The 19,243-nt window shown below is 66.0% G+C and carries 16 protein-coding genes and 4 tRNA genes; 12 read left to right on the forward strand and 8 right to left on the reverse strand.

The window, feature by feature from the left end; translation table 11 throughout:
* The first annotated feature begins 40 nt into the window (after nucleotides 1-40).
* The 6 genes from MJ602_RS13880 (at nucleotide 41) to MJ602_RS13905 (ending at nucleotide 1,866) form a co-directional block, all read left to right on the forward strand.
* A tRNA-Gly gene (locus MJ602_RS13880) sits at nucleotides 41-116 on the forward strand.
* A gap of 54 nt (nucleotides 117-170) precedes the next feature.
* Nucleotides 171-244 (forward strand) — tRNA-Cys (locus MJ602_RS13885).
* A 123-nt stretch (nucleotides 245-367) separates the two neighbouring features.
* Nucleotides 368-443, forward strand: a tRNA-Gly gene (locus MJ602_RS13890).
* 129 nt (nucleotides 444-572) lie between these two features.
* A tRNA-Leu gene (locus MJ602_RS13895) sits at nucleotides 573-664 on the forward strand.
* A gap of 15 nt (nucleotides 665-679) precedes the next feature.
* A complete protein-coding gene (locus MJ602_RS13900) occupies nucleotides 680-1,315 on the forward strand; it encodes a DUF6806 family protein (RefSeq protein WP_162015662.1) in 636 nt (211 codons plus the stop codon).
* 11 nt (nucleotides 1,316-1,326) lie between these two features.
* Entirely contained in the window at nucleotides 1,327-1,866 is a 540-nt protein-coding gene (locus MJ602_RS13905) for a M48 family metallopeptidase (RefSeq protein ID WP_243021413.1), read from the forward strand.
* Here MJ602_RS13905 and murI read toward each other — a convergent pair whose 3' ends face one another.
* Nucleotides 1,867-2,721 (reverse strand): glutamate racemase, encoded by an 855-nt coding sequence (gene murI, locus MJ602_RS13910; protein ID WP_243021415.1) that lies wholly within the window; start codon nucleotides 2,719-2,721, stop codon nucleotides 1,867-1,869.
* Nucleotides 2,722-2,747: 26 nt separating this feature from the next.
* Nucleotides 2,748-4,298 carry a fumarate hydratase gene (locus tag MJ602_RS13915; protein WP_243021417.1) on the reverse strand — a complete coding sequence of 517 codons (1,551 nt, stop codon included), beginning with the start codon at nucleotides 4,296-4,298 and terminating at the stop codon, nucleotides 2,748-2,750.
* Nucleotides 4,299-4,434: 136 nt separating this feature from the next.
* Here MJ602_RS13915 and fumC point away from each other — a divergent pair, with 136 nt between their 5' ends.
* On the forward strand, nucleotides 4,435-5,817 hold the full coding sequence (gene fumC / locus MJ602_RS13920; RefSeq protein ID WP_243021418.1) for a class II fumarate hydratase: 1,383 nt from the start codon (nucleotides 4,435-4,437) through the stop codon (nucleotides 5,815-5,817).
* 46 nt (nucleotides 5,818-5,863) lie between these two features.
* On the forward strand, nucleotides 5,864-6,112 hold the full coding sequence (locus MJ602_RS13925) for a DUF2249 domain-containing protein (RefSeq protein WP_162015667.1): 249 nt from the start codon (nucleotides 5,864-5,866) through the stop codon (nucleotides 6,110-6,112).
* 97 nt (nucleotides 6,113-6,209) lie between these two features.
* On the opposite strand, the gene mnmH is transcribed toward MJ602_RS13925, so the two are convergent.
* Nucleotides 6,210-7,259 (reverse strand): tRNA 2-selenouridine(34) synthase MnmH, encoded by a 1,050-nt coding sequence (mnmH, locus tag MJ602_RS13930; protein WP_243021419.1) that lies wholly within the window; start codon nucleotides 7,257-7,259, stop codon nucleotides 6,210-6,212.
* Nucleotides 7,260-7,305: 46 nt separating this feature from the next.
* Here mnmH and selD point away from each other — a divergent pair, with 46 nt between their 5' ends.
* Nucleotides 7,306-8,403 carry a selenide, water dikinase SelD gene (gene selD, locus MJ602_RS13935; protein WP_243021421.1) on the forward strand — a complete coding sequence of 366 codons (1,098 nt, stop codon included), beginning with the start codon at nucleotides 7,306-7,308 and terminating at the stop codon, nucleotides 8,401-8,403.
* A gap of 221 nt (nucleotides 8,404-8,624) precedes the next feature.
* Here the strand turns inward: selD and bamC are convergent, their stop codons facing one another.
* Genes bamC through MJ602_RS13960 form a run of 5 tightly spaced genes read right to left on the reverse strand, consistent with a single transcriptional unit; the run spans nucleotide 8,625 to nucleotide 12,686 of the window.
* Nucleotides 8,625-9,719, reverse strand: a complete 1,095-nt coding sequence (bamC, locus tag MJ602_RS13940) for an outer membrane protein assembly factor BamC (protein ID WP_243021422.1) — start codon at nucleotides 9,717-9,719, stop codon at nucleotides 8,625-8,627.
* A gap of 39 nt (nucleotides 9,720-9,758) precedes the next feature.
* Nucleotides 9,759-10,655, reverse strand: coding sequence for a 4-hydroxy-tetrahydrodipicolinate synthase (gene dapA / locus MJ602_RS13945; protein ID WP_243021423.1), 897 nt, complete (start codon nucleotides 10,653-10,655; stop codon nucleotides 9,759-9,761).
* Between the two features lie 34 nt (nucleotides 10,656-10,689).
* Nucleotides 10,690-11,268 (reverse strand): class I SAM-dependent methyltransferase, encoded by a 579-nt coding sequence (locus MJ602_RS13950; protein WP_243021425.1) that lies wholly within the window; start codon nucleotides 11,266-11,268, stop codon nucleotides 10,690-10,692.
* 43 nt (nucleotides 11,269-11,311) lie between these two features.
* Nucleotides 11,312-11,461, reverse strand: coding sequence for a hypothetical protein (locus tag MJ602_RS13955; protein WP_197904980.1), 150 nt, complete (start codon nucleotides 11,459-11,461; stop codon nucleotides 11,312-11,314).
* Between the two features lie 7 nt (nucleotides 11,462-11,468).
* Nucleotides 11,469-12,686, reverse strand: coding sequence for an MFS transporter (locus tag MJ602_RS13960; protein ID WP_243021426.1), 1,218 nt, complete (start codon nucleotides 12,684-12,686; stop codon nucleotides 11,469-11,471).
* A gap of 107 nt (nucleotides 12,687-12,793) precedes the next feature.
* Here MJ602_RS13960 and MJ602_RS13965 point away from each other — a divergent pair, with 107 nt between their 5' ends.
* The 3 genes from MJ602_RS13965 to MJ602_RS13975 all read left to right on the forward strand — a co-directional run bounded on the left by MJ602_RS13965 (nucleotide 12,794) and on the right by MJ602_RS13975 (nucleotide 19,179).
* Nucleotides 12,794-14,770 (forward strand): DNA topoisomerase IV subunit B, encoded by a 1,977-nt coding sequence (locus tag MJ602_RS13965; protein WP_243021428.1) that lies wholly within the window; start codon nucleotides 12,794-12,796, stop codon nucleotides 14,768-14,770.
* A gap of 106 nt (nucleotides 14,771-14,876) precedes the next feature.
* Complete coding sequence (gene parC / locus MJ602_RS13970; protein ID WP_243021430.1) at nucleotides 14,877-17,228, forward strand: DNA topoisomerase IV subunit A; 2,352 nt, start codon at nucleotides 14,877-14,879, stop codon at nucleotides 17,226-17,228.
* Between the two features lie 163 nt (nucleotides 17,229-17,391).
* The gene (locus tag MJ602_RS13975) at nucleotides 17,392-19,179 is read left to right on the forward strand and encodes a methyl-accepting chemotaxis protein (protein ID WP_243021431.1); all 1,788 of its coding nucleotides are present in this window, start codon (nucleotides 17,392-17,394) and stop codon (nucleotides 19,177-19,179) included.
* The last annotated feature ends 64 nt before the right edge of the window (nucleotides 19,180-19,243 follow it).

Here is a 19,243-nt window from a genome sequence, read left to right on the forward strand (position 1 = left end):
ATTGCAGACAAGCGTTGTAGAATGTAAGGCTGCAAACAATGCGGGAATAGCTCAGTTGGTAGAGCGCAACCTTGCCAAGGTTGAGGTCGAGAGTTCGAGACTCTTTTCCCGCTCCAGATTCCGCGAAAAAGGGAAGCAGCCGCTTCCCTTTTTTGTCGAAGCGAAGGTTTGGCGCGGTAGCAAAGCGGTTATGCCCCGGATTGCAAATCCGGTTAGTCCGGTTCGACTCCGGACCGCGCCTCCAGAACCTCGGTGGCTGGCCGTGTTTTGCACGGCATGCATCCAAAGTTCTGGATAGCGCTGAAAATTGCGCTATAATGCGAGGCTTGCCAGCCTTGATCTGATCGTCAGATTGAACAGGCACCATGCGGGAATAGCTCAGTTGGTAGAGCGCAACCTTGCCAAGGTTGAGGTCGAGAGTTCGAGACTCTTTTCCCGCTCCAGTTCAAAAAGGGAAGCTTCGGCTTCCCTTTTGCATTTGCAGGGCCTGGTGCCGTGCGCGGCCTGATGGGCATTGCGCGCATGGTGGGCAAGGGGTACGCTGCGCATGAGCGCACGCCCTGGAGCGACTCGCCCCGATGGTGAAATTGGTAGACACTGCGGACTTAAAATCCGCCGCTTCCTGAAAAGGGGCGTGCCGGTTCGACCCCGGCTCGGGGCACCACCACTGAAACTGAACATGCCACATTACAACGCTCCCTTCGAAATCCACGTGCACGGCCAGGTGCAACTGCGTCCTGGTGTGGACTACGATCAGTTGCAGGATGCCCTCAAACCCCTGTGGAAATATGCGGGTGCGCGTTCGCTGGCCGATGGCGCCGCCAGTGCCTACGAAGAGGAGCCGGGCATCCAGTTCGATGCCAAGGCCCACACCCTGCAGATGTGCTGGACGGTGCGGGGCGATGAGGACTTCCGTCAGTCGCTGGACGACATGTGCATGGGGCTGAACGATCTGGCAGAGCAGGGCGCTGCCATTGAAATCACCTTCTACGACACCGAGTTCGATGAAGACGAGGCGGACGACGATGCCGAGGCCCGCGATGACTTCATGATGCTCTTCGTGGGTCCCACGCCTGCCGCCATCATGCAGGTGCAGCGTGACCTGTTGGTGCAGGATGTCGTGAACATGATGGAGCGGCATTTCGACGGCTCCGAACTCGGCGGCGTGGTGGCAGAGATCGACAAGCTCTTCTCGCAGCGCTTCGATGCCCTGGTCAACTCGCTGGAGATTGGCAAGCCCCCGCGCGGCCCCGGTGGGCCGGCAGGCGGGCACGGCGGCGGCGGCGGAGGTCGCCGGCCGCGCCATCTGCATTGACTCGGCGTCCGATGACAGGCGCGCTGCATGCGCTTTCCGGGCTGGCGTACCTCTCTTCCTACCCGGCAGGCATCAGAGATCAGGTGTCCACGCTGCTGGCCCAGGACCCGGCCGCTCTGGGTCCGTTGCTGTTGCGCAGATACCCACAGGCCCATGCGGTGCGCACCGACAAGGCGCTGTACCAGTACGCCATGGATCTCAAGAGCCAGCACCTGCGCAACGCAGATGCGGTCAACAAGGTGGTGTTTGACAACAAGATCCACGTGGTGCGCCATGCGCTGGGGCTGCACAGCACCGTCGCACGGGTCCAGGGGCGCAAACTTGCCGCTCGGCACGAGATCCGGATTGCCGCCCTCTTCAAGCAGGCGCCCGAAGAGTTTCTGCGCATGATCGTGGTGCATGAGCTGGCACACCTTCGCGAACGCGAGCACGACAAGGCCTTCTACCAACTGTGCCAGCACATGGAGCCGCACTACCACCAGTACGAGCTCGATGTCCGTCTCTACCTGACCCACATGGAGTCGTCTGGCGAGCGGCTCTGGGACGCCTGACTACAAATCCACTGTAGAACAGCACCGCGCAGGCAACTGCAGCCAGCGGCCCACGGCGTTCTGCAGCGGCTCCAGGGCGCCGGTGGTGAACACAGTGACCGCGTCTGCGCCGAGGGGCGTTTCCTGGCAGGCCAGGGCATGGGCTGTTTGCAGCAGGCGCCGGGTCTGGCGTGCCACGGGCTCGCCTGTGGCGATCAGGGCCACGTCAGGGCCCAGCAGGTCGCGCAGGATGTCCTGCGCAAATACATAGTGGGTGCAGCCGAGCACCAGCGTATCGATCGCGCCTTCTTCTGTACCAAATGGGCCCATGGCGCCCGTGTACTGGGCGCAAAGTGCTCTTATTTCTGTAGCATCCTGCGTAGCCGTAGGTGGGTGGGCGGTGCTGCGTTCGATGGCATGGGCCAGCCCGTCACAGGGCTGGATGGTGAAGCGCGCCTGTCCTTCCAGCGAGGCCAGGAGCCGGGCAAACTTGGCGCTGCCCAGCGTGCCGCGCGTGCCGATCACCCCCACATGGCCAGTGCGTGTGGCTGCCACGGCGGGCTTGAGTGCAGGCTCGACGCCTACCAGGGGTAGCTGCGGGTGGCGCACCCGTGCTTCGTGGATGGCGGCAGCCGTGGCCGTGTTGCAGGCCACCACCAGCGCCTTGATGTGGTGCTGCGCGCAAAGAAAGTCGCTGATGGCATGGGTGCGCGCAGCCACATAGGCGTCGCCGCGCTCACCGTAGGGGGCATGGCCGCTGTCGGCCAGGTACACGAAGCGCTCGTGCGGCAGTTCGGCACGCAGCGCCTGCAGCACGCTCAGGCCGCCGACACCACTGTCGAACACGCCGATGGGCTGCTGCGCTGTGTCGTTCATGCGTGCGGCAGAGAGCGCTGGTGTAGTCAGCCCGCGTTGACGCTGATGCCCTTGAATTCGCCCGTGGCGATGCGCTTTTGCCACTCGGCCGGGCCGGTGATGTGGGCGCTGGTGCCACCGGCGTCCACAGCCACGGTCACGGGCATGTCCACCACGTCAAATTCGTAGATGGCCTCCATGCCCAGATCGGCAAAGCCCACCACCTTGGCACCCTTGATGGCCTTGGAGACCAGGTAGGCGGCGCCGCCCACGGCCATCAGGTAGGCGCTCTGGTGCTTCTTGATGGCCTCGATCGCGGTGGGGCCGCGCTCGGCCTTGCCGACCATGGCGATCAGGCCGGTCTGGGCCAGCATCATGTCGGTGAACTTGTCCATGCGCGTGGCGGTGGTCGGGCCTGCTGGGCCAACAACTTCGTCACCGACCGGATCGACGGGGCCGACGTAGTAGATCACGCGGTTGGTGAAGTCCACGGGCAGCTTCTCGCCCTTGGCCAGCATGTCCTGGATGCGCTTGTGCGCCGCGTCGCGGCCGGTGAGCATCTTGCCGTTGAGCAGCAGGGTCTGGCCCGGCTTCCAGCTTGCGACCTCTTCCTTGGTGAGCGTGTTGAGGTCCACGCGCTTGCTGGTCTCGGTGTTGGGTTCCCAGTCCACCTTGGGCCACAGGTCCAGGCTGGGTGGGTCCATATAGACCGGGCCGGAGCCGTCCATCACGAAATGGGCGTGGCGCGTGGCCGCGCAGTTGGGGATCATGGCCACAGGCTTGCTGGCGGCGTGCGTGGGGTACATCTTGATCTTCACGTCCAGCACGGTGGTCAGGCCCCCCAGGCCCTGCGCGCCGATGCCCAGGGCATTGACCTTCTCGAACAGTTCCAGGCGCAGCTCTTCCACCTGGGTGAGCTTCTCGCCCCGAGCGTTCTTGGCCTGCAGCTCGTACATGTCCAGGTCGTCCATCAGGCTTTCCTTGGCCAGCAGGACAGCCTTTTCTGCCGTGCCGCCGATGCCGATGCCCAGCATGCCCGGTGGGCACCAGCCAGCGCCCATGGTGGGCACGGTCTTGAGCACCCAGTCCACCAGGTTGTCGCTGGGGTTCATCATGATCATCTTGGACTTGTTCTCGCTGCCGCCGCCCTTGGCCGCGACCGTGATGTCCAGTGTGTCGCCGGCCACGATCTCGGAGAAGATGACGGCGGGCGTGTTGTCCTTGGTGTTCTTGCGTGCGAACAGGGGGTCGGCCACGACAGAGGCGCGCAGCATGTTGTCGGGGTGGTTGTAGCCACGGCGCACGCCTTCATTGATGGCGTCTTCCAGGCTGCCGGTGAAGCCTTCCCAGCGCACGTTCATGCCCACCTTGAGGAAGACGTTGACGATGCCCGTGTCCTGGCAGATGGGGCGGTGGCCGTAGGCGCTCATCTTGCTGTTGGTCAGGATCTGCGCCATGGCGTCCTTGGCGGCAGGGCTCTGCTCGCGTTCATAGGCGCGGGCCAGATGCTGGATGTAGTCGGCCGGGTGGTAGTAGCTGATGTACTGCAGCGCAGCGGCGATGGACTCGATCAGGTCTTCTTGGCGGATGGTGGTCATGGTGGGGCGATACTCTGCGGTGGAGTGTGGGGAAACCCGCCAATTATCGCCGCTGCCCGCTGACGCGACCCTTGCCCGGTGCAGGTGGGGTGGCAGGGGGCACTCGGCTGTCGATGGTTTCATTGCGAGGTCTGCCATGAACTTCCGTACCGAACGCGATACCTTGGGCCCCATCGAGGTGCCCGCGCACCGGCTTTGGGGGGCGCAGACGCAGCGCTCCTTGCTCCATTTCGCCATTTCCGGCGAGCGCCAGCCGCAGGAGATCCTTCGGGCGCTGGCGTTGGTGAAGCAGGCATCGGCCACGGTCAACCATGCGCTGGGCCTGATGGCGCGCGACAAGACCGATGCCATCGTGGCCGCTGCGCAGGAGGTGATCGACGGCCTGCACGCGCAGGAGTTTCCGCTGGTGGTGTGGCAGACCGGCTCGGGCACGCAGACCCACATGAACGTCAACGAGGTGCTGGCCAACCGCGCCAGCGAGCTGCTGGGCGGCGAGCGCGGCGAGGGCCGCAAGGTGCATCCCAACGATGATGTGAACCGCAGCCAGTCCAGCAACGACGTGTTCCCCACCGCCATGCATGTGGCAGCGGTGGATGCGCTGACGCAGCGCCTGCTGCCTGCCATGGCCCTGCTGCGCGGCACGCTGGAGCGCAAGGCCCGCGATTTCGACGGCATCGTCAAGATCGGCCGCACCCACCTGCAGGACGCCACCCCGCTGACGCTGGGCCAGGAAATCTCGGGCTGGGTGGCGCAACTGGCCCAGGGAGAAAAACATGTGCGTGCCGCGCTGCCGCACTTGTGCGAACTGGCACTGGGCGGCACGGCCGTGGGCACGGGCCTGAACGCGCCCAAGGGTTTTGCCGAGGGCGTGGCGCTCGAACTGGCGCAGCGCACCGGGCTGCCCTTTGTCACGGCGCCCAACAAGTTCGAGGCCCTGGCCGCCTGCGATGCCCTGGTGCACGCCCATGGCGTGCTCAAGACCCTGGCAGCCAGCCTGATGAAGGTGGCCAACGATGTGCGCTGGTTGGCCAGTGGGCCACGCAGCGGCATCGGCGAAATCACCATCCCCGAGAACGAGCCCGGCTCGTCCATCATGCCCGGCAAGGTCAACCCCACGCAGTGCGAAGCGCTGACCATGCTGTGCTGCCAGGTGATGGGCAACGATGTGGCCATCAACATGGGCGGGGCATCGGGCAATTTCGAGCTGAACGTGTTCCGGCCCATGGTGGCGCACAACTTCCTGCAAAGCGTGCGCCTGTTGGCTGATGGCATGGTGAGCTTCAACGACCACTGTGCCGTGGGCATCGAACCCCAGCGCGAACGCATTGCCGAGCTGGTGCAGCGCTCGCTGATGTTGGTGACGGCGCTCAACCCCCACATCGGCTACGACAAGGCGGCCGCCATTGCCAAGAAGGCGCACCAGGAGGGCACCAGCCTGCGCGAGGCGGCCATTGCCACGGGCTTTGTCACTGCACAGCAGTTCGACCAATGGGTGGTGCCCGAGCGCATGGTGGGTTGAGCAAACCGGTTTATACTTAAGATTCATTTTTTGTGAATCTTTAACCATGCACGACCATTCCACCCCTGAAGCGATCTACCCGTTTGACGCCCGTGGTGTCGCCAAGCGCTTTCGCCATGCCGCGATTTTTGGTGCGCTGGACGCCCTGAACCCCGGCGAAACCATGCGGTTCATGAACGACCACGACCCGCTGCCGCTGCTGCACCAGATGCAGATGCGCTACGGCAACGGCGTGCGCATCGAGTACCTGCAGCGGGAACCCGGCGCGATCATGATCGACTTCATCCGCCAGTAAGCGTTTGCTATCAAAAACATAGCTTCCAGCGCCCGTCGATATTGCGCTGGAGGCATTTTTCCTTTGGATTCTTGCCAGTCGCCTGGGTGCCGGTGTTTCATGGCAAGACCAGGATGTCCTGGGCCACTCTGGCGATGCCCTCGTCCGTGAGGTTCTCCGCCTGCACCGGTTGGCGCTGCGCCCATTGGTACAGATGGGTGCTTTGCGAGCGTGCGTACAGCGGGTCGTAGTGCAAGGCCATCAGCTCGGCGAACAACGGTTGCAGCGCGCCTTCGGCAGCCCAGGCCTGCCAGCGATCGATGACCTGCTGGCCATGCAGTTCGCGCATCGTGCCCAGTGTCTGCACCAGTGCGGCACGGTCATCACCCAAGTGGGCGTAGTCGCGCAGCAGGAAGGCCAGCCGTTCGCTGGTGCCGGCCTGGATCTCAATGCAAGGGCTGGCGCGCAGGTGGCGGATCAGCGGCATTGGCACCGTCAGGCGGCCGATGCGGCTGCTCTCGGCCTCCACGTAAACCGGGCGGCTGGTGTCCAGCCCTTCCACCTGTTGGGCCAGCAGGGTTTCAAAGGCCGTTTGCGAGGGCTGGGTTACGCCCGGCAGCGTGCCCAGCACTGAGCCCCGGTGCCGTGCGCAGCCTTCCAGGTCGATGACCTGCGCTCCCTGCCTGGCCAGTGCATGCAAGATGCGTGTCTTGGCGCTGCCCGTGGGGCCGCACAGCACGCGCAGCGGCAATTGCGGGCAAATCGTTTCCAGCAGCGTGATCGCATGTCGGCGCCAGGCCTTGTAGCCGCCTGCAAGTTGCTGGGCGTCCCAGCCCACCAAGCGCAGCCACTGCACCACCGAACTGCTGCGCATACCGCCGCGCCAGCAGTACACCAGCGGTCGCCAGGACGCGGGCTGGTCGGCAAAGCGCTCGCGCAAGTGGCGCGCGATATTGGCCGCCACCATGGCGCCTCCCACGCGCCGTGCCTCAAAGGCACCTTGCTGCTTGTACAGCGTGCCAACGATGTGGCGCTCCTCATTGTCCAGCGCGGGGCAGTTGATGGCGCCGGGAATGTGGTCCAGCGCATATTCGGCGGGCGAGCGCACGTCGATCAGGGTGTCAAAAGTGTGGCGTTCAAGTACGCTGACAGGGCCGCGTGGGCTCATGGAAAGAACTCCTGCAGGAGCATGCGGAAACGGATGGATGGAAACCATGGCTGGCACAATCCGCTCCATGATGGATGCAGCCACACCCTTTGAAGAATCCCCCAAGCTTACCCAGTTTGCCCACGGGGGCGGCTGTGGCTGCAAGATTGCGCCCGGCCTGTTGCGTGAGATCCTGGCCCGCGCACCCCAGGGCCTGGTACCGCCCGAGCTGATGGTGGGCACTGAAACCGCCGATGACGCCGCGGTGTACCGCCTCAATGCCACCCAGGCGCTGGTGGCAACCACCGATTTTTTTACCCCCATCGTTGACGATCCCTACGACTTTGGCCGCATTGCTGCGACCAACGCGCTGTCCGACATCTACGCCATGGGCGGCACGCCCATCCTGGCGCTGGCGCTGGTCGGCATGCCCATTGCCAAGCTCGCCCCCGAGGTCATCGGCCGTGTGCTCGAAGGCGGCGCTTCCGTCTGCCGCGAGGCAGGCATTCCCATTGCGGGCGGGCATTCCATCGATGTGCTCGAGCCCATTTACGGCCTGGTCGGCCTGGGCCTGGTGCACCCCGACCGCGTGCGGCGCAACGCCGATGCGCAGGCCGGTGACGTGCTGGTGCTGGGCAAGCCGCTGGGGGTGGGGGTGTTGTCGGCGGCGCTCAAGAAGGGCCAGCTCGGCGGCGCGGGCTACGCCGAAATGCTGCGCCACACCACACAGCTCAACCGCGTGGGCGCTGCGCTGGGGCAGATGGACGGTGTGCATGCCATGACCGATGTGACCGGCTTCGGCCTGGCAGGCCATTTGCTGGAGATTTGCCGTGGTTCGGGCCTGTCGGCCCAGGTGGAGCTGGCAAGCCTGCCGCTGATCGGCAGCGCAGTGCAATGGGCCCGCGAGGGTGTGGCGACGGGGGCCTCGGGTCGCAATTGGGCCGCCTATGGCAGCGATGTGGACTGGCCCGCCGACGCGCCTGAATGGCAACGTACCTTGTGCACCGATCCGCAAACCAGCGGTGGCCTGCTGGTGAGTTGCGCCGCCAGTGCAGCGCCCGCCGTGCTGCAGGCCTTTCAATCCAGCGGGTTTGCCCAGGCCGCTGTGGTGGGGCGCATGCAGGCCTGCGAACACGATCGCGGATCGCGTCTGGCCTTCGCCTGAACTGCCCGCCAAGGGCACGGCCGCCTCCTGGGCTGCGGCGCACAGGGTCTTATTTCAGTTTTTCATGGTGCGTGCACTAACCGCGACGCATGAAACCGGTGCGCCCCAGGCCAGCGGCCACCGTGCAAGGGCCGCCCCGCCGCACTGGTGGCGCCCCCCTGCCCGCAGCGCATAGCGCTGCGAGAGCGGGGGGAAGGCCCGCAGGGCCTCAGGGGAGTGTTTCACTTCAGGTCTTCCGCCAGCACGCGCACGATGCTTTCGGCATTGGCCGATGATTCGGGAGCGCCTGCGGCGTTGAGCACGGAAACGGTGGTGGCCTCGCCCTGGCTGCGCACCACAATGCGGTACTTGAGCGGTGGCACGGCCTTCTCCGACGAGGCAAAGCTCATCAGCTTGCCCAGGAAGCCCGGCTCCTTCTTGTCGCCCTTGGGCGCCACGTAGCGCACGAAGTACAGGCCCTGGCTGCGGTCGCGGTCTTCCACGGTGAAGCCGGTGCGATCCAGCGCCAGGCCCACGCGGCGCCAGGCACGGTCAAAGCCTTCGTCGATCTGCACCACGGGCACGCCGCCCACATTGCCAACGCGGGAAGACGACGCACGTGCTGCCGGTGTAGCCGCCACGGCCTTGGCCTGCTCCTGGCTGACGCCGAGCTTGACCAGCAGACGGCGCAGGAATTCGGCTTCCAGCTCGGGGTCGGCCGCACGGGGCTGCCACACGGTGGTTTCCTTGGTGCTGGTGTTGAACACCTCCTGCATGCCCCGGTGGCTGACGTAAATCTCGGTGCCGCCCTGGGCGTTGCGCTCCAGGCGGGTGCGGAACTTGTCACGCTCGCCGGTGGAGTAGAGCGAATCGAGCACCCTGCCCAGGGTATTGCGGATGAAGTCCTGCGGAATCTTGGCGCGGTTCTCGGCCCAGTCGGTTTCCATGATGCCGATGTTGGACTGATCCAGCGCCAGGGTGAAGCCGTTTTCCAGCCAGAACTCGCGCACCGGGTCCCAAAGTTGATCGGCCGGGCGGTTGACCACCAGCCAGCGCTGGTTGCCGTTGCGCTCGATGCGCACGTCACCCAGGGAGGACAGTGCGGTTTGCGCCCCCGACGGCTGCGCCGCCTGGTTGGCTTGCATGGCGTTGGCCGAGACCACGCCACCGGGCACGGTGTAGCGCGTGTCACGTGACAGCGTCTTGAGATCGGGCGGCACTTCGAGCGTGGAGCCCTTGGAGGCGCTCTTGTAGTCGATCTTGTCGCCTTCCAGCACCGAGCAGGCGCCCAGGGCGATGGTCAGGCCGAGCAGGCCCAGTCGTGCGGAGTTGTTCACGCGGCTAATCCTCTTGAAACGCTGAACGCAGCGGATGAATTACAGCAGGCCGGCGGCGCGCAGCGCGCCCTCGACGACGGCTTCGTTGCCTTGGCTCAAGGGCGTCATGGGCAGGCGCAGTGTGCCGCCGCACAGGCCCATGCGGGCCATGGCCCACTTCACGGGAATGGGGTTGGCCTCGACGAACAAGTGCTTGTGCACGGGCATGAGGCGGAACTGGATTTCCATGGCGCGCTTGATGTCACCGGCGATGGCGGCCATGCACAGTTCGTGCATCAGGCGCGGGGCCACGTTGGCCGTCACGCTGATGTTGCCCTGACCGCCGCACAGCATCAGTGCCACGGCGGTCGGGTCGTCGCCCGAATACACGGCAAAGCCCTTGGGCACATCGCGGATCAGCCACTGTGCACGCTCGATGTTGCCCGTGGCTTCCTTGATGCCGATGATGCCGGGCACCTGCGCCAGGCGCAGCACGGTGTCGTGCAGCATATCGGCCACCGAGCGGCCGGGCACGTTGTACAGCACGATGGGCAGGTCGCCCGTGGCTTCGGCAATCGCCTTGAAGTGCTGGTACTGGCCCTCTTGCGTGGGCTTGTTGTAGTAGGGCACCACCTGCAACTGGCTGTCTGCGCCGACCTTCTTGGCGAACTTGGCCAGCTCGATCGCCTCGGCCGTCGAATTGGCGCCGCAGCCGGCCATGATGGGCACGCGCTTGGCGGCCTGCTCCACAGCCACGCGAATGATCTCGCAGTGCTCCTCCACGTTCACCGTGGGCGATTCGCCCGTGGTGCCCACCACTCCGATGCAGTCGGTGCCTTCAGCGATGTGCCAGTCGATCAGTTTGCGCAACGTGGGGTAGTCCACGCTGCCGTCTGCATGCATGGGCGTGACGAGGGCGACGATGCTGCCGGTAAGGGGGGCGGTGGGAGAGGTCATGTCCGCAGTGTTGAACGGTAAAAGAGCATTCTAACTAGGAGAGTGCACGCAGTGGATGGCGTGCCGGCGACGGCCCGTCCGTCGGCACGCGCACGCCGGCGATGCGCTGCACGAAGCGCGCGGGGTCGTCGAGGAAGCCGTCCTCGTAGGCCACCACGCGCAGGCCGGCGCAGGCGCCGAGCAACTCGCCCGGGCGCAGCAGGAAATTGGGCCGCGCGGGCCGGCCCACGGTCTCGTTGCCCTGGGCAAAGGTTTCGTAGAGCAGCACGCCGCCCGGCGCCACGCACTGCACGATGGCGGGTAGCAGGGGGCGCCAGAGGTAGTGGGTTACCACCACGGCGCCAAATGTGCGGCCCGCCAGGGGCCAGGGGCCGTTCTCGATGTCGGCTTCGATGGCTTCGCCGGCCTGGGCCGCCGCCTGCACGGCCAGCGGGTCGCGGTCGATGCCCGTCACGGGATGGCCCAGTGCCTGGAACCAGCGCAGGTGCCGGCCTGCGCCGCAGGCCACGTCGAGCACCGGCGCACCGGACGGCACCAGGTGCGACCAGCGGCGCACCCATTCGGAAGGGGCGTCCGGGCCTCGCGCGGGGAAGGGGGTTGCTATAAAATTCATAGCTTTTTGCGCTTGATGAATAAGCGCTGGAGGCCGATTTTGTCTAAAAACAGGCCCACACCTGGTCTGCCAGCATGAGCATGAAGCCGGGGTCGCGGTAGAGCAGGAGCACCGCCAGCAGCGCGAGCAGCACCAGCGCCCAGCCCAGCCAGCGGCGCCAGGGGCGGAGGGTGGGGGGCGTGGTGGAGTCCATGGCCGGATCAGGCAGGTTGGGGGGCCGTGCGCTGCAGCGGCTGCTCGCGCACGGGCAGGTTGACCAGGCAGGCCAGCACGCCCAGGCCGATGGAGATGTACCAGACGATGTCGTAGCTGCCGGTGCGGTCGTACAGCACGCCGCCCAGCCACACGCCCATGAAGCTGCCGATCTGGTGGCTGAAGAACACCAGGCCGCCGAGCATGGACAGGTGCTGCACGCCGAAAATCTGCGCGATGGTGGCGTTGGTGGGCGGCACGGTGGAGAGCCACAGCATGCCCATCACGGCCGAGAACACGTACACCGACATCGGCGAGATCGGCACCAGCAGGAAGACCACGATGACCACCGAGCGCGCCATATAGATGAAGGCCAGGATGAAGCGGCGCGGCATGCGCTGGCCCAGCGAGCCCGCGATGTAGGTGCCGAACACGTTGAACAGCCCGATCAGCGCCAGCGAGAAGCTCGCCACCTGGGGCGAGAGGCCCAGGTCCTTGATGTAGCTGGGCATGTGCACCGCAATGAACACCACCTGGAAGCCGCAGACGAAGTAGCCCACCGTCAGCAGCCCAAAGCTGGGCGTGCGCACGGCCTCGGCCAGCGCCTGGCCCACGGTCTGGCTGCGCTGCGCGGGTGCTGCGCCCCGGAAGCCCGGCTCGCGCAGGCCCAGCGCCAGCGGGACGATCAGCAGCACCAGGAGCGACAGCGCCAGCAGCGCGTCCTGCCAGCCCAGGCTGGAGATCAGGAAACCCTCGACCGGCACCATGAGGAACTGGCCGAACGAGCCCGCCGCGGCCGCCACGCCCATGGCCCAGGAGCGTTTTTCCGGGGCGATCTGGCGCCCCAGCACGCCGTAGATCACGGCGTAGGTGGTGCCCGCCTGCGCCGCGCCGATGAGCAGGCCGGTGGTCAGGGCGAACAGCAGCGTGGTGGGTGACAGTGCCATGCCCACCAGCCCCAGCCCGTAGAGGATGGCGCCGACGACGAGCACGCGGAAGGCGCCGAAGCGGTCCGCCGCCATGCCCGCGAACACGCCCACCAGGCCCCAGGCAATGTTCTGGATGGCGAGCGCCAGCGCGAACGACTCGCGCGTCCAGCCCATGGCCTGGGTGATGGGTTGCAGCCACAGGCCGAAGCCGTGGCGTATGCCCATGGACAGGGTCACGATGGCGGCACCGCAGGCCAGCACCTGGAACATGGAAAGCTTGGGAGGGCTCAAGGACATTCCCGCAATGTAACGGGATGCGGCGTTTTCTGCCGGTACAGCGTTCGCCGGTACAGCGCGGCACCCTGGCATGACTGTGATTTCATACAGCACTACAATCCGCGCCCATGGCAGTCAAACCCACTTCCGCATCCGAATACTCCGAAGGCTCGATCCGCGTGCTCAAGGGCCTGGAGCCCGTCAAGCAGCGCCCGGGCATGTACACCCGCACCGACAACCCCCTGCACATCATCCAGGAGGTGCTGGACAACGCCGCCGACGAGGCCTTGGCCGGTTTCGGCAAGAAGATCAAGGTCACGCTGCATGCCGACGGCTCGGTCAGCGTGGAGGACGACGGCCGGGGCATTCCCTTCGGCCTGCACCCTGAGGAAAAGGCGCCGGTGATCGAACTGGTGTTCACCCGCCTGCACGCGGGCGGCAAGTTCGACAAGGGCAAGGGCGGTGCCTACAGCTTCTCGGGCGGCCTGCACGGCGTGGGCGTGAGCGTGACCAACGCGTTGGCCACCCGTCTGGAGGCCACCAGCCACCGCGAAGGCCAGGCCGCGCGCCTGGTGTTTGCGGGCGGCGATGTGGTCGAGCCCCTGGTGGCGCGCCCGCTGGAGGCGGGCGAGCGCAAGCAGGGCACTACGGTGCGCGTGTGGCCCGACGCCAAATACTTTGAATCGAGCAACCTGCCGCTGGGCGAACTCACGCACCTGCTGCGCAGCAAGGCCGTGCTGATGCCCGGCGTGTCGGTGACCCTGGCCAACGAGAAAACCCGCGAAACGCAGACCTGGCAGTACAAGGGCGGCCTGCGCGACTACCTGGCCCAGACGCTGAGCGCCGACCCGGTGATTCCGCTGTTCGAATGCGAAGGCTTTGCCGATGCAGGGCACGACAGCTTTGCCGAAGGCGAGGGCGCGGCCTGCTGCGTGGCCTTCACCGAAGAAGGCGCGCCGGTGCGCGAGAGCTACGTCAACCTCATCCCCACCAGCGCCGGTGGCACGCACGACAGCGGCCTGCGCGATGGGCTGTTCCAGGCCGTCAAGAGCTTCATCGAACTGCACAGCCTGCTGCCCAAGGGCGTCAAGCTCCTGCCCGAGGACGTATTTGCGCGCGCCAGCTATGTGCTCTCGGCCAAGGTGCTGGACCCGCAGTTCCAGGGCCAGATCAAGGAACGCCTGAACTCGCGCGACGCCGTGCGCCTGGTCTCCAGCTTTGTGCGCCCGGCCATGGAACTGTGGCTCAACCAGCATGTGGACTACGGCAAAAAGCTGGCCGAACTGGCCATCAAGGCGGCGCAGACGCGCCAGAAGGCCGGCCAGAAGGTGGAAAAGCGCAAGGGCTCGGGCGTGGCCGTGCTGCCGGGCAAGCTCACCGATTGCGAAAGCCGCGACCTCGCGCACAACGAGCTGTTTCTGGTCGAGGGCGACTCGGCCGGCGGCAGCGCCAAGATGGGCCGCGACAAGGAATGCCAGGCCGTGCTGCCGCTGCGCGGCAAGGTCCTCAACACCTGGGAGGTCGAGCGCGACCTGCTGTTCAAGAACAACGAGGTGCACGACATTGCCGTGGCCATCGGCGTCGATCCGCACGGCCCCAATGACACCCCCGACCTGTCGGGCCTGCGCTACGGCAAGATCTGCATCCTCAGCGATGCCGACGTGGATGGCGCGCACATCCAGGTGCTGCTGCTCACGCTGTTCTTCCGCCACTTCCCCAAGCTCATCGAGGCCGGCCACATCTATGTGGCGCGCCCGCCGCTGTTCCGCGTGGATGTGCCCGCGCGCGGCAAGAAGCCCGCGGCCAAGATGTACGCGCTGGACGAGGGCGAGCTCACCGCCATCCTCGACAAATGCGCCAAGGACGGCGTGCCGCCCGAGAAATGCCCGATCAGCCGCTTCAAGGGCCTGGGCGAAATGAACGCCGAGCAACTCTGGGACACCACCCTCAACCCCGACACCCGGCGCCTGCTGCCCGTGCAACTGGGCGACCTGGACTTTGCCGCCACCGAAGGCCTCATCACCAAGCTCATGGGCAAGGGCGAAGCCGCCGCGCGCCGTGAGCTGATGGAGCTGCATGGGGATGCGGTAGAGGTGGATGTGTAGTGTTTTTGGCCTCCAAGGCAATATATTCAAGCGTCAGCAGCTATTAAAAACATAGCGTTTCGGGTGCCTTCAAAGGTATCAGCCCCGTTGCGCAGGAACCCTCCGCATGAGCGACCAACCCATCCTCGACCTCCAACCCTCCGCAGCCGACGGCGAGCCTGGGCTTGCCAGCTACGCCCAACGCGCCTACCTGGAGTACGCGCTGTCCGTCGTCAAGGGCCGTGCGCTGCCCGATGTGTGCGACGGCCTCAAGCCCGTGCAGCGGCGCATTCTGTACGCCATGGACCGCATGGGCCTTGGCTACAGCGGCCCCAGCCGCAACGTGGCGGCCAAGCCGGTCAAGAGCGCCAGGGTGGTGGGCGATGTGCTGGGCCGTTTTCACCCGCACGGCGACCAGTCGGCCTACGACGCGCTGGTGCGCCTGGCGCAGGACTTTTCGCAGCGCTACCCGCTGATCGACGGCCAGGGCAACTTCGGCAGCCGCGACGGCGATGGCGCGGCGGCCATGCGCTACACCGAGGCACGGCTCTCGCGCATCAGCACCCTGCTGCTCGATGAGATCGACATGGGCACGGTGGACTTTGTGCCCAACTACGACGGCAGCACGCAGGAGCCGCGCCAGCTGCCTGCGCGCCTGCCGTTTGCGCTGCTCAATGGCGCCAGCGGCATTGCCGTGGGCCTGGCCACCGAAATCCCGAGCCACAACCTGCGTGAAGTGGCCGACGCCTGCGTGGCTCTGGTGAAAAACGCCAAGCTCACGGACGACGAGCTGTTCGCCCTGGTGCCCGGACCAGACTACCCCGGCGGCGGCCAGATCATCAGCCAGGCGGCCGACATCCAGGACGCCTACCGCAGCGGCCGCGGCAGCCTCAAGGTGCGTGCGCGCTGGAAGATCGAAGACCTGGCGCGTGGCCAGTGGCAGATGGTGGTGACCGAGCTGCCGCCCGGTGTGTCGGCGCAAAAGGTGCTGGAAGAGATCGAGGACATCACCAACCCCAAGGTCAAGGCCGGCAAGAAGGCGCTCACGCAGGATCAGACGCAGCTCAAGGCCAGCATGCTGGCCGTGCTCGACGGCGTGCGCGACGAGTCGAGCAAGGACGCGCCGGTGCGCATCGTCTTCGAGCCCAAGACCGGCAAGCTGCCGCAGCAGGAGCTGATCACCGCGCTGCTGGCGCACACCAGCCTGGAGACTTCGGCGCCCATCAACCTGACCATGGTGGGCATCGACGGCAAGCCGGTGCAGAAGTCGCTGCGCCAGATGCTGGAGGAGTGGATCGCCTTCCGCCAGACCACCATCACCCGCCGCACGCAGCACCGCCTGGACAAGGTGCTGGATCGCATCCACATCCTCGAAGGGCGGCAGATGGTGCTGCTCAACATCGATGAGGTGATTGCCATCATCCGTGCCGCCGAAGACCCCAAGGCGGCGCTGATCGCGCGCTTTGCACTGAGCGACCGGCAGGCCGAGGACATTCTGGAAATCCGCCTGCGCCAACTCGCCCGCCTGGAGGCCATCAAGATCGAGCAGGAGCTCAAGGAGCTGCGCGAGGAGCAGGGCAAGCTCGAAGACATTCTGGCCAACCCGGCCTCGCTGCGCCGTCTGATGGTGCGCGAGATCGAGGCAGACGCCAAGCAGTTTGGCGATGCGCGTCGCACCCTCATCCAGGCCGAGAAGAAGGCCGTGGCCGAAGTGAAGGTGGTCGATGAGCCGGTTACCGTGATCGTTTCGCAAAAAGGCTGGGTGCGCGCACGCACCGGCCATGGCCACGAGGCGGCGAGCTTTGCCTTCAAGGCGGGCGACGGCCTGTACGGCACCTTTGAATGCCGCACGGTGGACCATTTGCTCGTGTTCGGCAGCAACGGTCGCATCTATTCGGTGCCGGTGGCGCAACTGCCCGGCGCGCGTGGCGACGGGCAGCCCGTCACCACGCTGATCGAACTGGAGCCCGGCAGCAGCATTGCGCACTACTTTGCCGGCCCGGCCACAGCGCAGCTGCTGTTGTCCAGCTCGGGCGGCTACGGCTTTCTGGCCACCGTGGAGCACATGCTGTCGCGCCAGCGCGGCGGCAAGGCCTTCATCAGCCTGGGCGAGGGCGACACCGTGTGCGCACCCTCGCATGTGGCGCACAGCAGCGCCAGCCAGCCGTTGGCGCCCGCCACGCATGTGGTCTGTGCCTCGGTGGGGGGGCGCATCCTGAGCTTTGACATCGGCGAACTCAAGACGCTGGAGAAGGGCGGCCGCGGCCTCATGCTCATCGACCTGGAAGACAAGGACCGCCTGGCCGGCGCAGCCGCCTACACGCGCAGCATCCGCATCGAAGGCGTGGGCCGGGGCGGCAAGCTGCGCGAGGAGCAGCTCGAAATCCGCAGCCTGAACAACGCCCGTGCAGCGCGTGGGCGCAAGGGCAAGGCGGCGGATCTGGGCTTCAAGCCGTCGGCCATTACCCGGGTGGAGTGAGGCGGCAAGGCCGTCCGCGCACCTCGGGCACCATGGCCCAGCGTGGCACTCGGGCGTTCGGGCGTTTGGGTGGGGCTGGAATTGCCGCTTGATCGGCGTACACTTGGTCACAAAAATACGCCAGACATCGATTTGGTGTAGCCAAGCCCCACCGGAGAAATACATGACCAACAACCTGCGCATGGGCCACAAACTGTGGCTTGCCGTTCTCGCCATCATCGTCCTGCTGGTGTCGGTGGTGGGTTTTGCGGGCTACCGCTCGTCCAAATCCCAGGCGCAGGCCGACGCCGTGACCCGCGAACTGGCCACGCGGGTGGAGTCGGCGCTCAAGTGGCAGGGCCTGACCGAAACCAATGCCGCCCGCACCCAGGCCATGATCGTGAGCAGCGACCCGGCCGTCGAGGGTGAGTTCAAGGAGGTGATTGCCGCCACTTCGGCGCAGATCAGCCAGGTGCAAAAAGCGCTGGAGGCTATGAACCTCACCGAGGCCGACAAGGCCCAGATGGCCAAGATCGCCGCCGCACGCAGCGCGATGCTGGAACTGCGCAAGCAGGCCACCCAAATGAAGGGGGAGGGCCGCAACGACGAAGCCATTGCGCTGGTCAAGCAGTCCTACAACCCGGCGGTGGCGACCTACCTGCAGTCCTTGCGCGATTTTGTGGATCTGCAGCAAAAGTACGCGGCGCAGCGCCAGTCCGAGCTGGGCTCGGATCGCATGCGCACCGTGCAACTGGCCGGCGTGATGGTGGCCCTGGTGCTGGCGGGCATCGGCCTGGGGGCCTACTTCCTGATCCGCAGCATCCAGCAGCCGCTGGCACAGGCGCAGACGCTGGCCCAGCGCATCGCTGCGGGCGACCTCAGTTCGCAGGAAGCCGTGGTGCGGGGCGACGAATTTGGCGACCTGCTGCGCGCCCTGAATTCCATGAGCGAAAGCCTGGGTCGCATGGTGTACCAGGTGCGCCAAAGCACCGACAGCATTGCCACTGCCAGCTCCGAAATCGCCCAGGGCAACCACGACTTGTCGGCCCGTACCGAACAGACGTCGAGCAACCTGCAGGAAACGGCGGCCGCCATGGAGCAGTTCACCAGCACCATCCAGCAAAGCGCCCAAAGTGCCCAGCAGGCCAGCAGCCTGGCCAATGGAGCGGCCAGCGTGGCACGCAAGGGGGGCGATGTGGTCTCGCAGGTGGTCTCCACCATGGAGGAAATCCAGCGCAGCAGCAGCAAGATTGCCGACATCATTGGCGTGATCGACGGCATTGCCTTCCAGACCAACATCCTGGCCTTGAATGCCGCCGTGGAGGCCGCCCGTGCGGGCGAGCAGGGCCGCGGCTTTGCCGTGGTGGCCAGCGAGGTGCGCAGCCTGGCCGGGCGCAGTGCCGAGGCGGCCAAGGAGATCAAGCAGCTCATCGGTGTGTCGGTCGAGAAGGTCGAGGCCGGTTCCGGCCTGGTGCAGCAGGCCGGCAGCACCATGCAGGACATTGTGCAATCCGTGCAGCGCGTGACCGACATGATTGGCGAAATCACCGCTGCCTCGACCGAGCAAAGCGCTGGCATCGCCCAGGTGAACCAGGCCGTGGGAAATCTGGACCAGATGACGCAGCAGAACGCCGCACTGGTCGAAGAAAGCACCGCCGCCGCCCAAAGCCTGCGCGAGCAAGCAGAACAACTGGCGCAGGCGGTGTCGCAGTTCAAGGTCAGTGGTGCTGCGGCCGATGCCATGGTCGCGCCGCGCAGACATGCCCCTGCACCGACTCCCGCGCCTGCGCCTGCCAAGCCGGTGGCGGCGCCGGCAGCACGCCCGCTGCAGGGCAAGGCAGCAGCAGCGCCAGCCAGCACCCCGCGTCTGGCCGCCGCCCGCCCGTCGTCGCCGCCCGCAGGCAAGGCGGCTTCTGCTGCGCCTGCACGACCCGCAGCGCGCGCCAATGAGGACGATTGGGAGTCTTTCTGAGGTTTCCAGGATGAATGGGTTGTCTGCCTCCGGCTACGCAGTCATGGTCTTTTTGCGTCCCATG

It is taken from the genome of Simplicispira sedimenti (genome assembly GCF_022760965.1).
Classification (GTDB): domain Bacteria; phylum Pseudomonadota; class Gammaproteobacteria; order Burkholderiales; family Burkholderiaceae_C; genus Simplicispira; species Simplicispira sedimenti.

Excerpts from the sequence above, each read along its gene's own strand:
- murI (WP_243021415.1), bottom strand. The coding sequence starts at position 2,721 with ATGAACGACACAGCGCAGCAGCCCATCGGCGTGTTCGACAGTGGTGTC.
- MJ602_RS13915 (WP_243021417.1), bottom strand. The coding sequence starts at position 4,298 with ATGACCACCATCCGCCAAGAAGACCTGATCGAGTCCATCGCCGCTGCG.
- selD (WP_243021421.1), top strand. The coding sequence starts at position 7,306 with ATGGCTGGCACAATCCGCTCCATGATGGATGCAGCCACACCCTTTGAA.
- MJ602_RS13975 (WP_243021431.1), top strand. The coding sequence starts at position 17,392 with ATGACCAACAACCTGCGCATGGGCCACAAACTGTGGCTTGCCGTTCTC.
- MJ602_RS13905 (WP_243021413.1), top strand. The coding sequence starts at position 1,327 with ATGACAGGCGCGCTGCATGCGCTTTCCGGGCTGGCGTACCTCTCTTCC.
- MJ602_RS13950 (WP_243021425.1), bottom strand. The coding sequence starts at position 11,268 with ATGAATTTTATAGCAACCCCCTTCCCCGCGCGAGGCCCGGACGCCCCT.
- fumC (WP_243021418.1), top strand. The coding sequence starts at position 4,435 with ATGAACTTCCGTACCGAACGCGATACCTTGGGCCCCATCGAGGTGCCC.
- MJ602_RS13960 (WP_243021426.1), bottom strand. The coding sequence starts at position 12,686 with ATGTCCTTGAGCCCTCCCAAGCTTTCCATGTTCCAGGTGCTGGCCTGC.
- parC (WP_243021430.1), top strand. The coding sequence starts at position 14,877 with ATGAGCGACCAACCCATCCTCGACCTCCAACCCTCCGCAGCCGACGGC.
- MJ602_RS13925 (WP_162015667.1), top strand. The coding sequence starts at position 5,864 with ATGCACGACCATTCCACCCCTGAAGCGATCTACCCGTTTGACGCCCGT.
- MJ602_RS13955 (WP_197904980.1), bottom strand. The coding sequence starts at position 11,461 with ATGGACTCCACCACGCCCCCCACCCTCCGCCCCTGGCGCCGCTGGCTG.
- dapA (WP_243021423.1), bottom strand. The coding sequence starts at position 10,655 with ATGACCTCTCCCACCGCCCCCCTTACCGGCAGCATCGTCGCCCTCGTC.
- MJ602_RS13965 (WP_243021428.1), top strand. The coding sequence starts at position 12,794 with ATGGCAGTCAAACCCACTTCCGCATCCGAATACTCCGAAGGCTCGATC.
- MJ602_RS13900 (WP_162015662.1), top strand. The coding sequence starts at position 680 with ATGCCACATTACAACGCTCCCTTCGAAATCCACGTGCACGGCCAGGTG.
- mnmH (WP_243021419.1), bottom strand. The coding sequence starts at position 7,259 with ATGAGCCCACGCGGCCCTGTCAGCGTACTTGAACGCCACACTTTTGAC.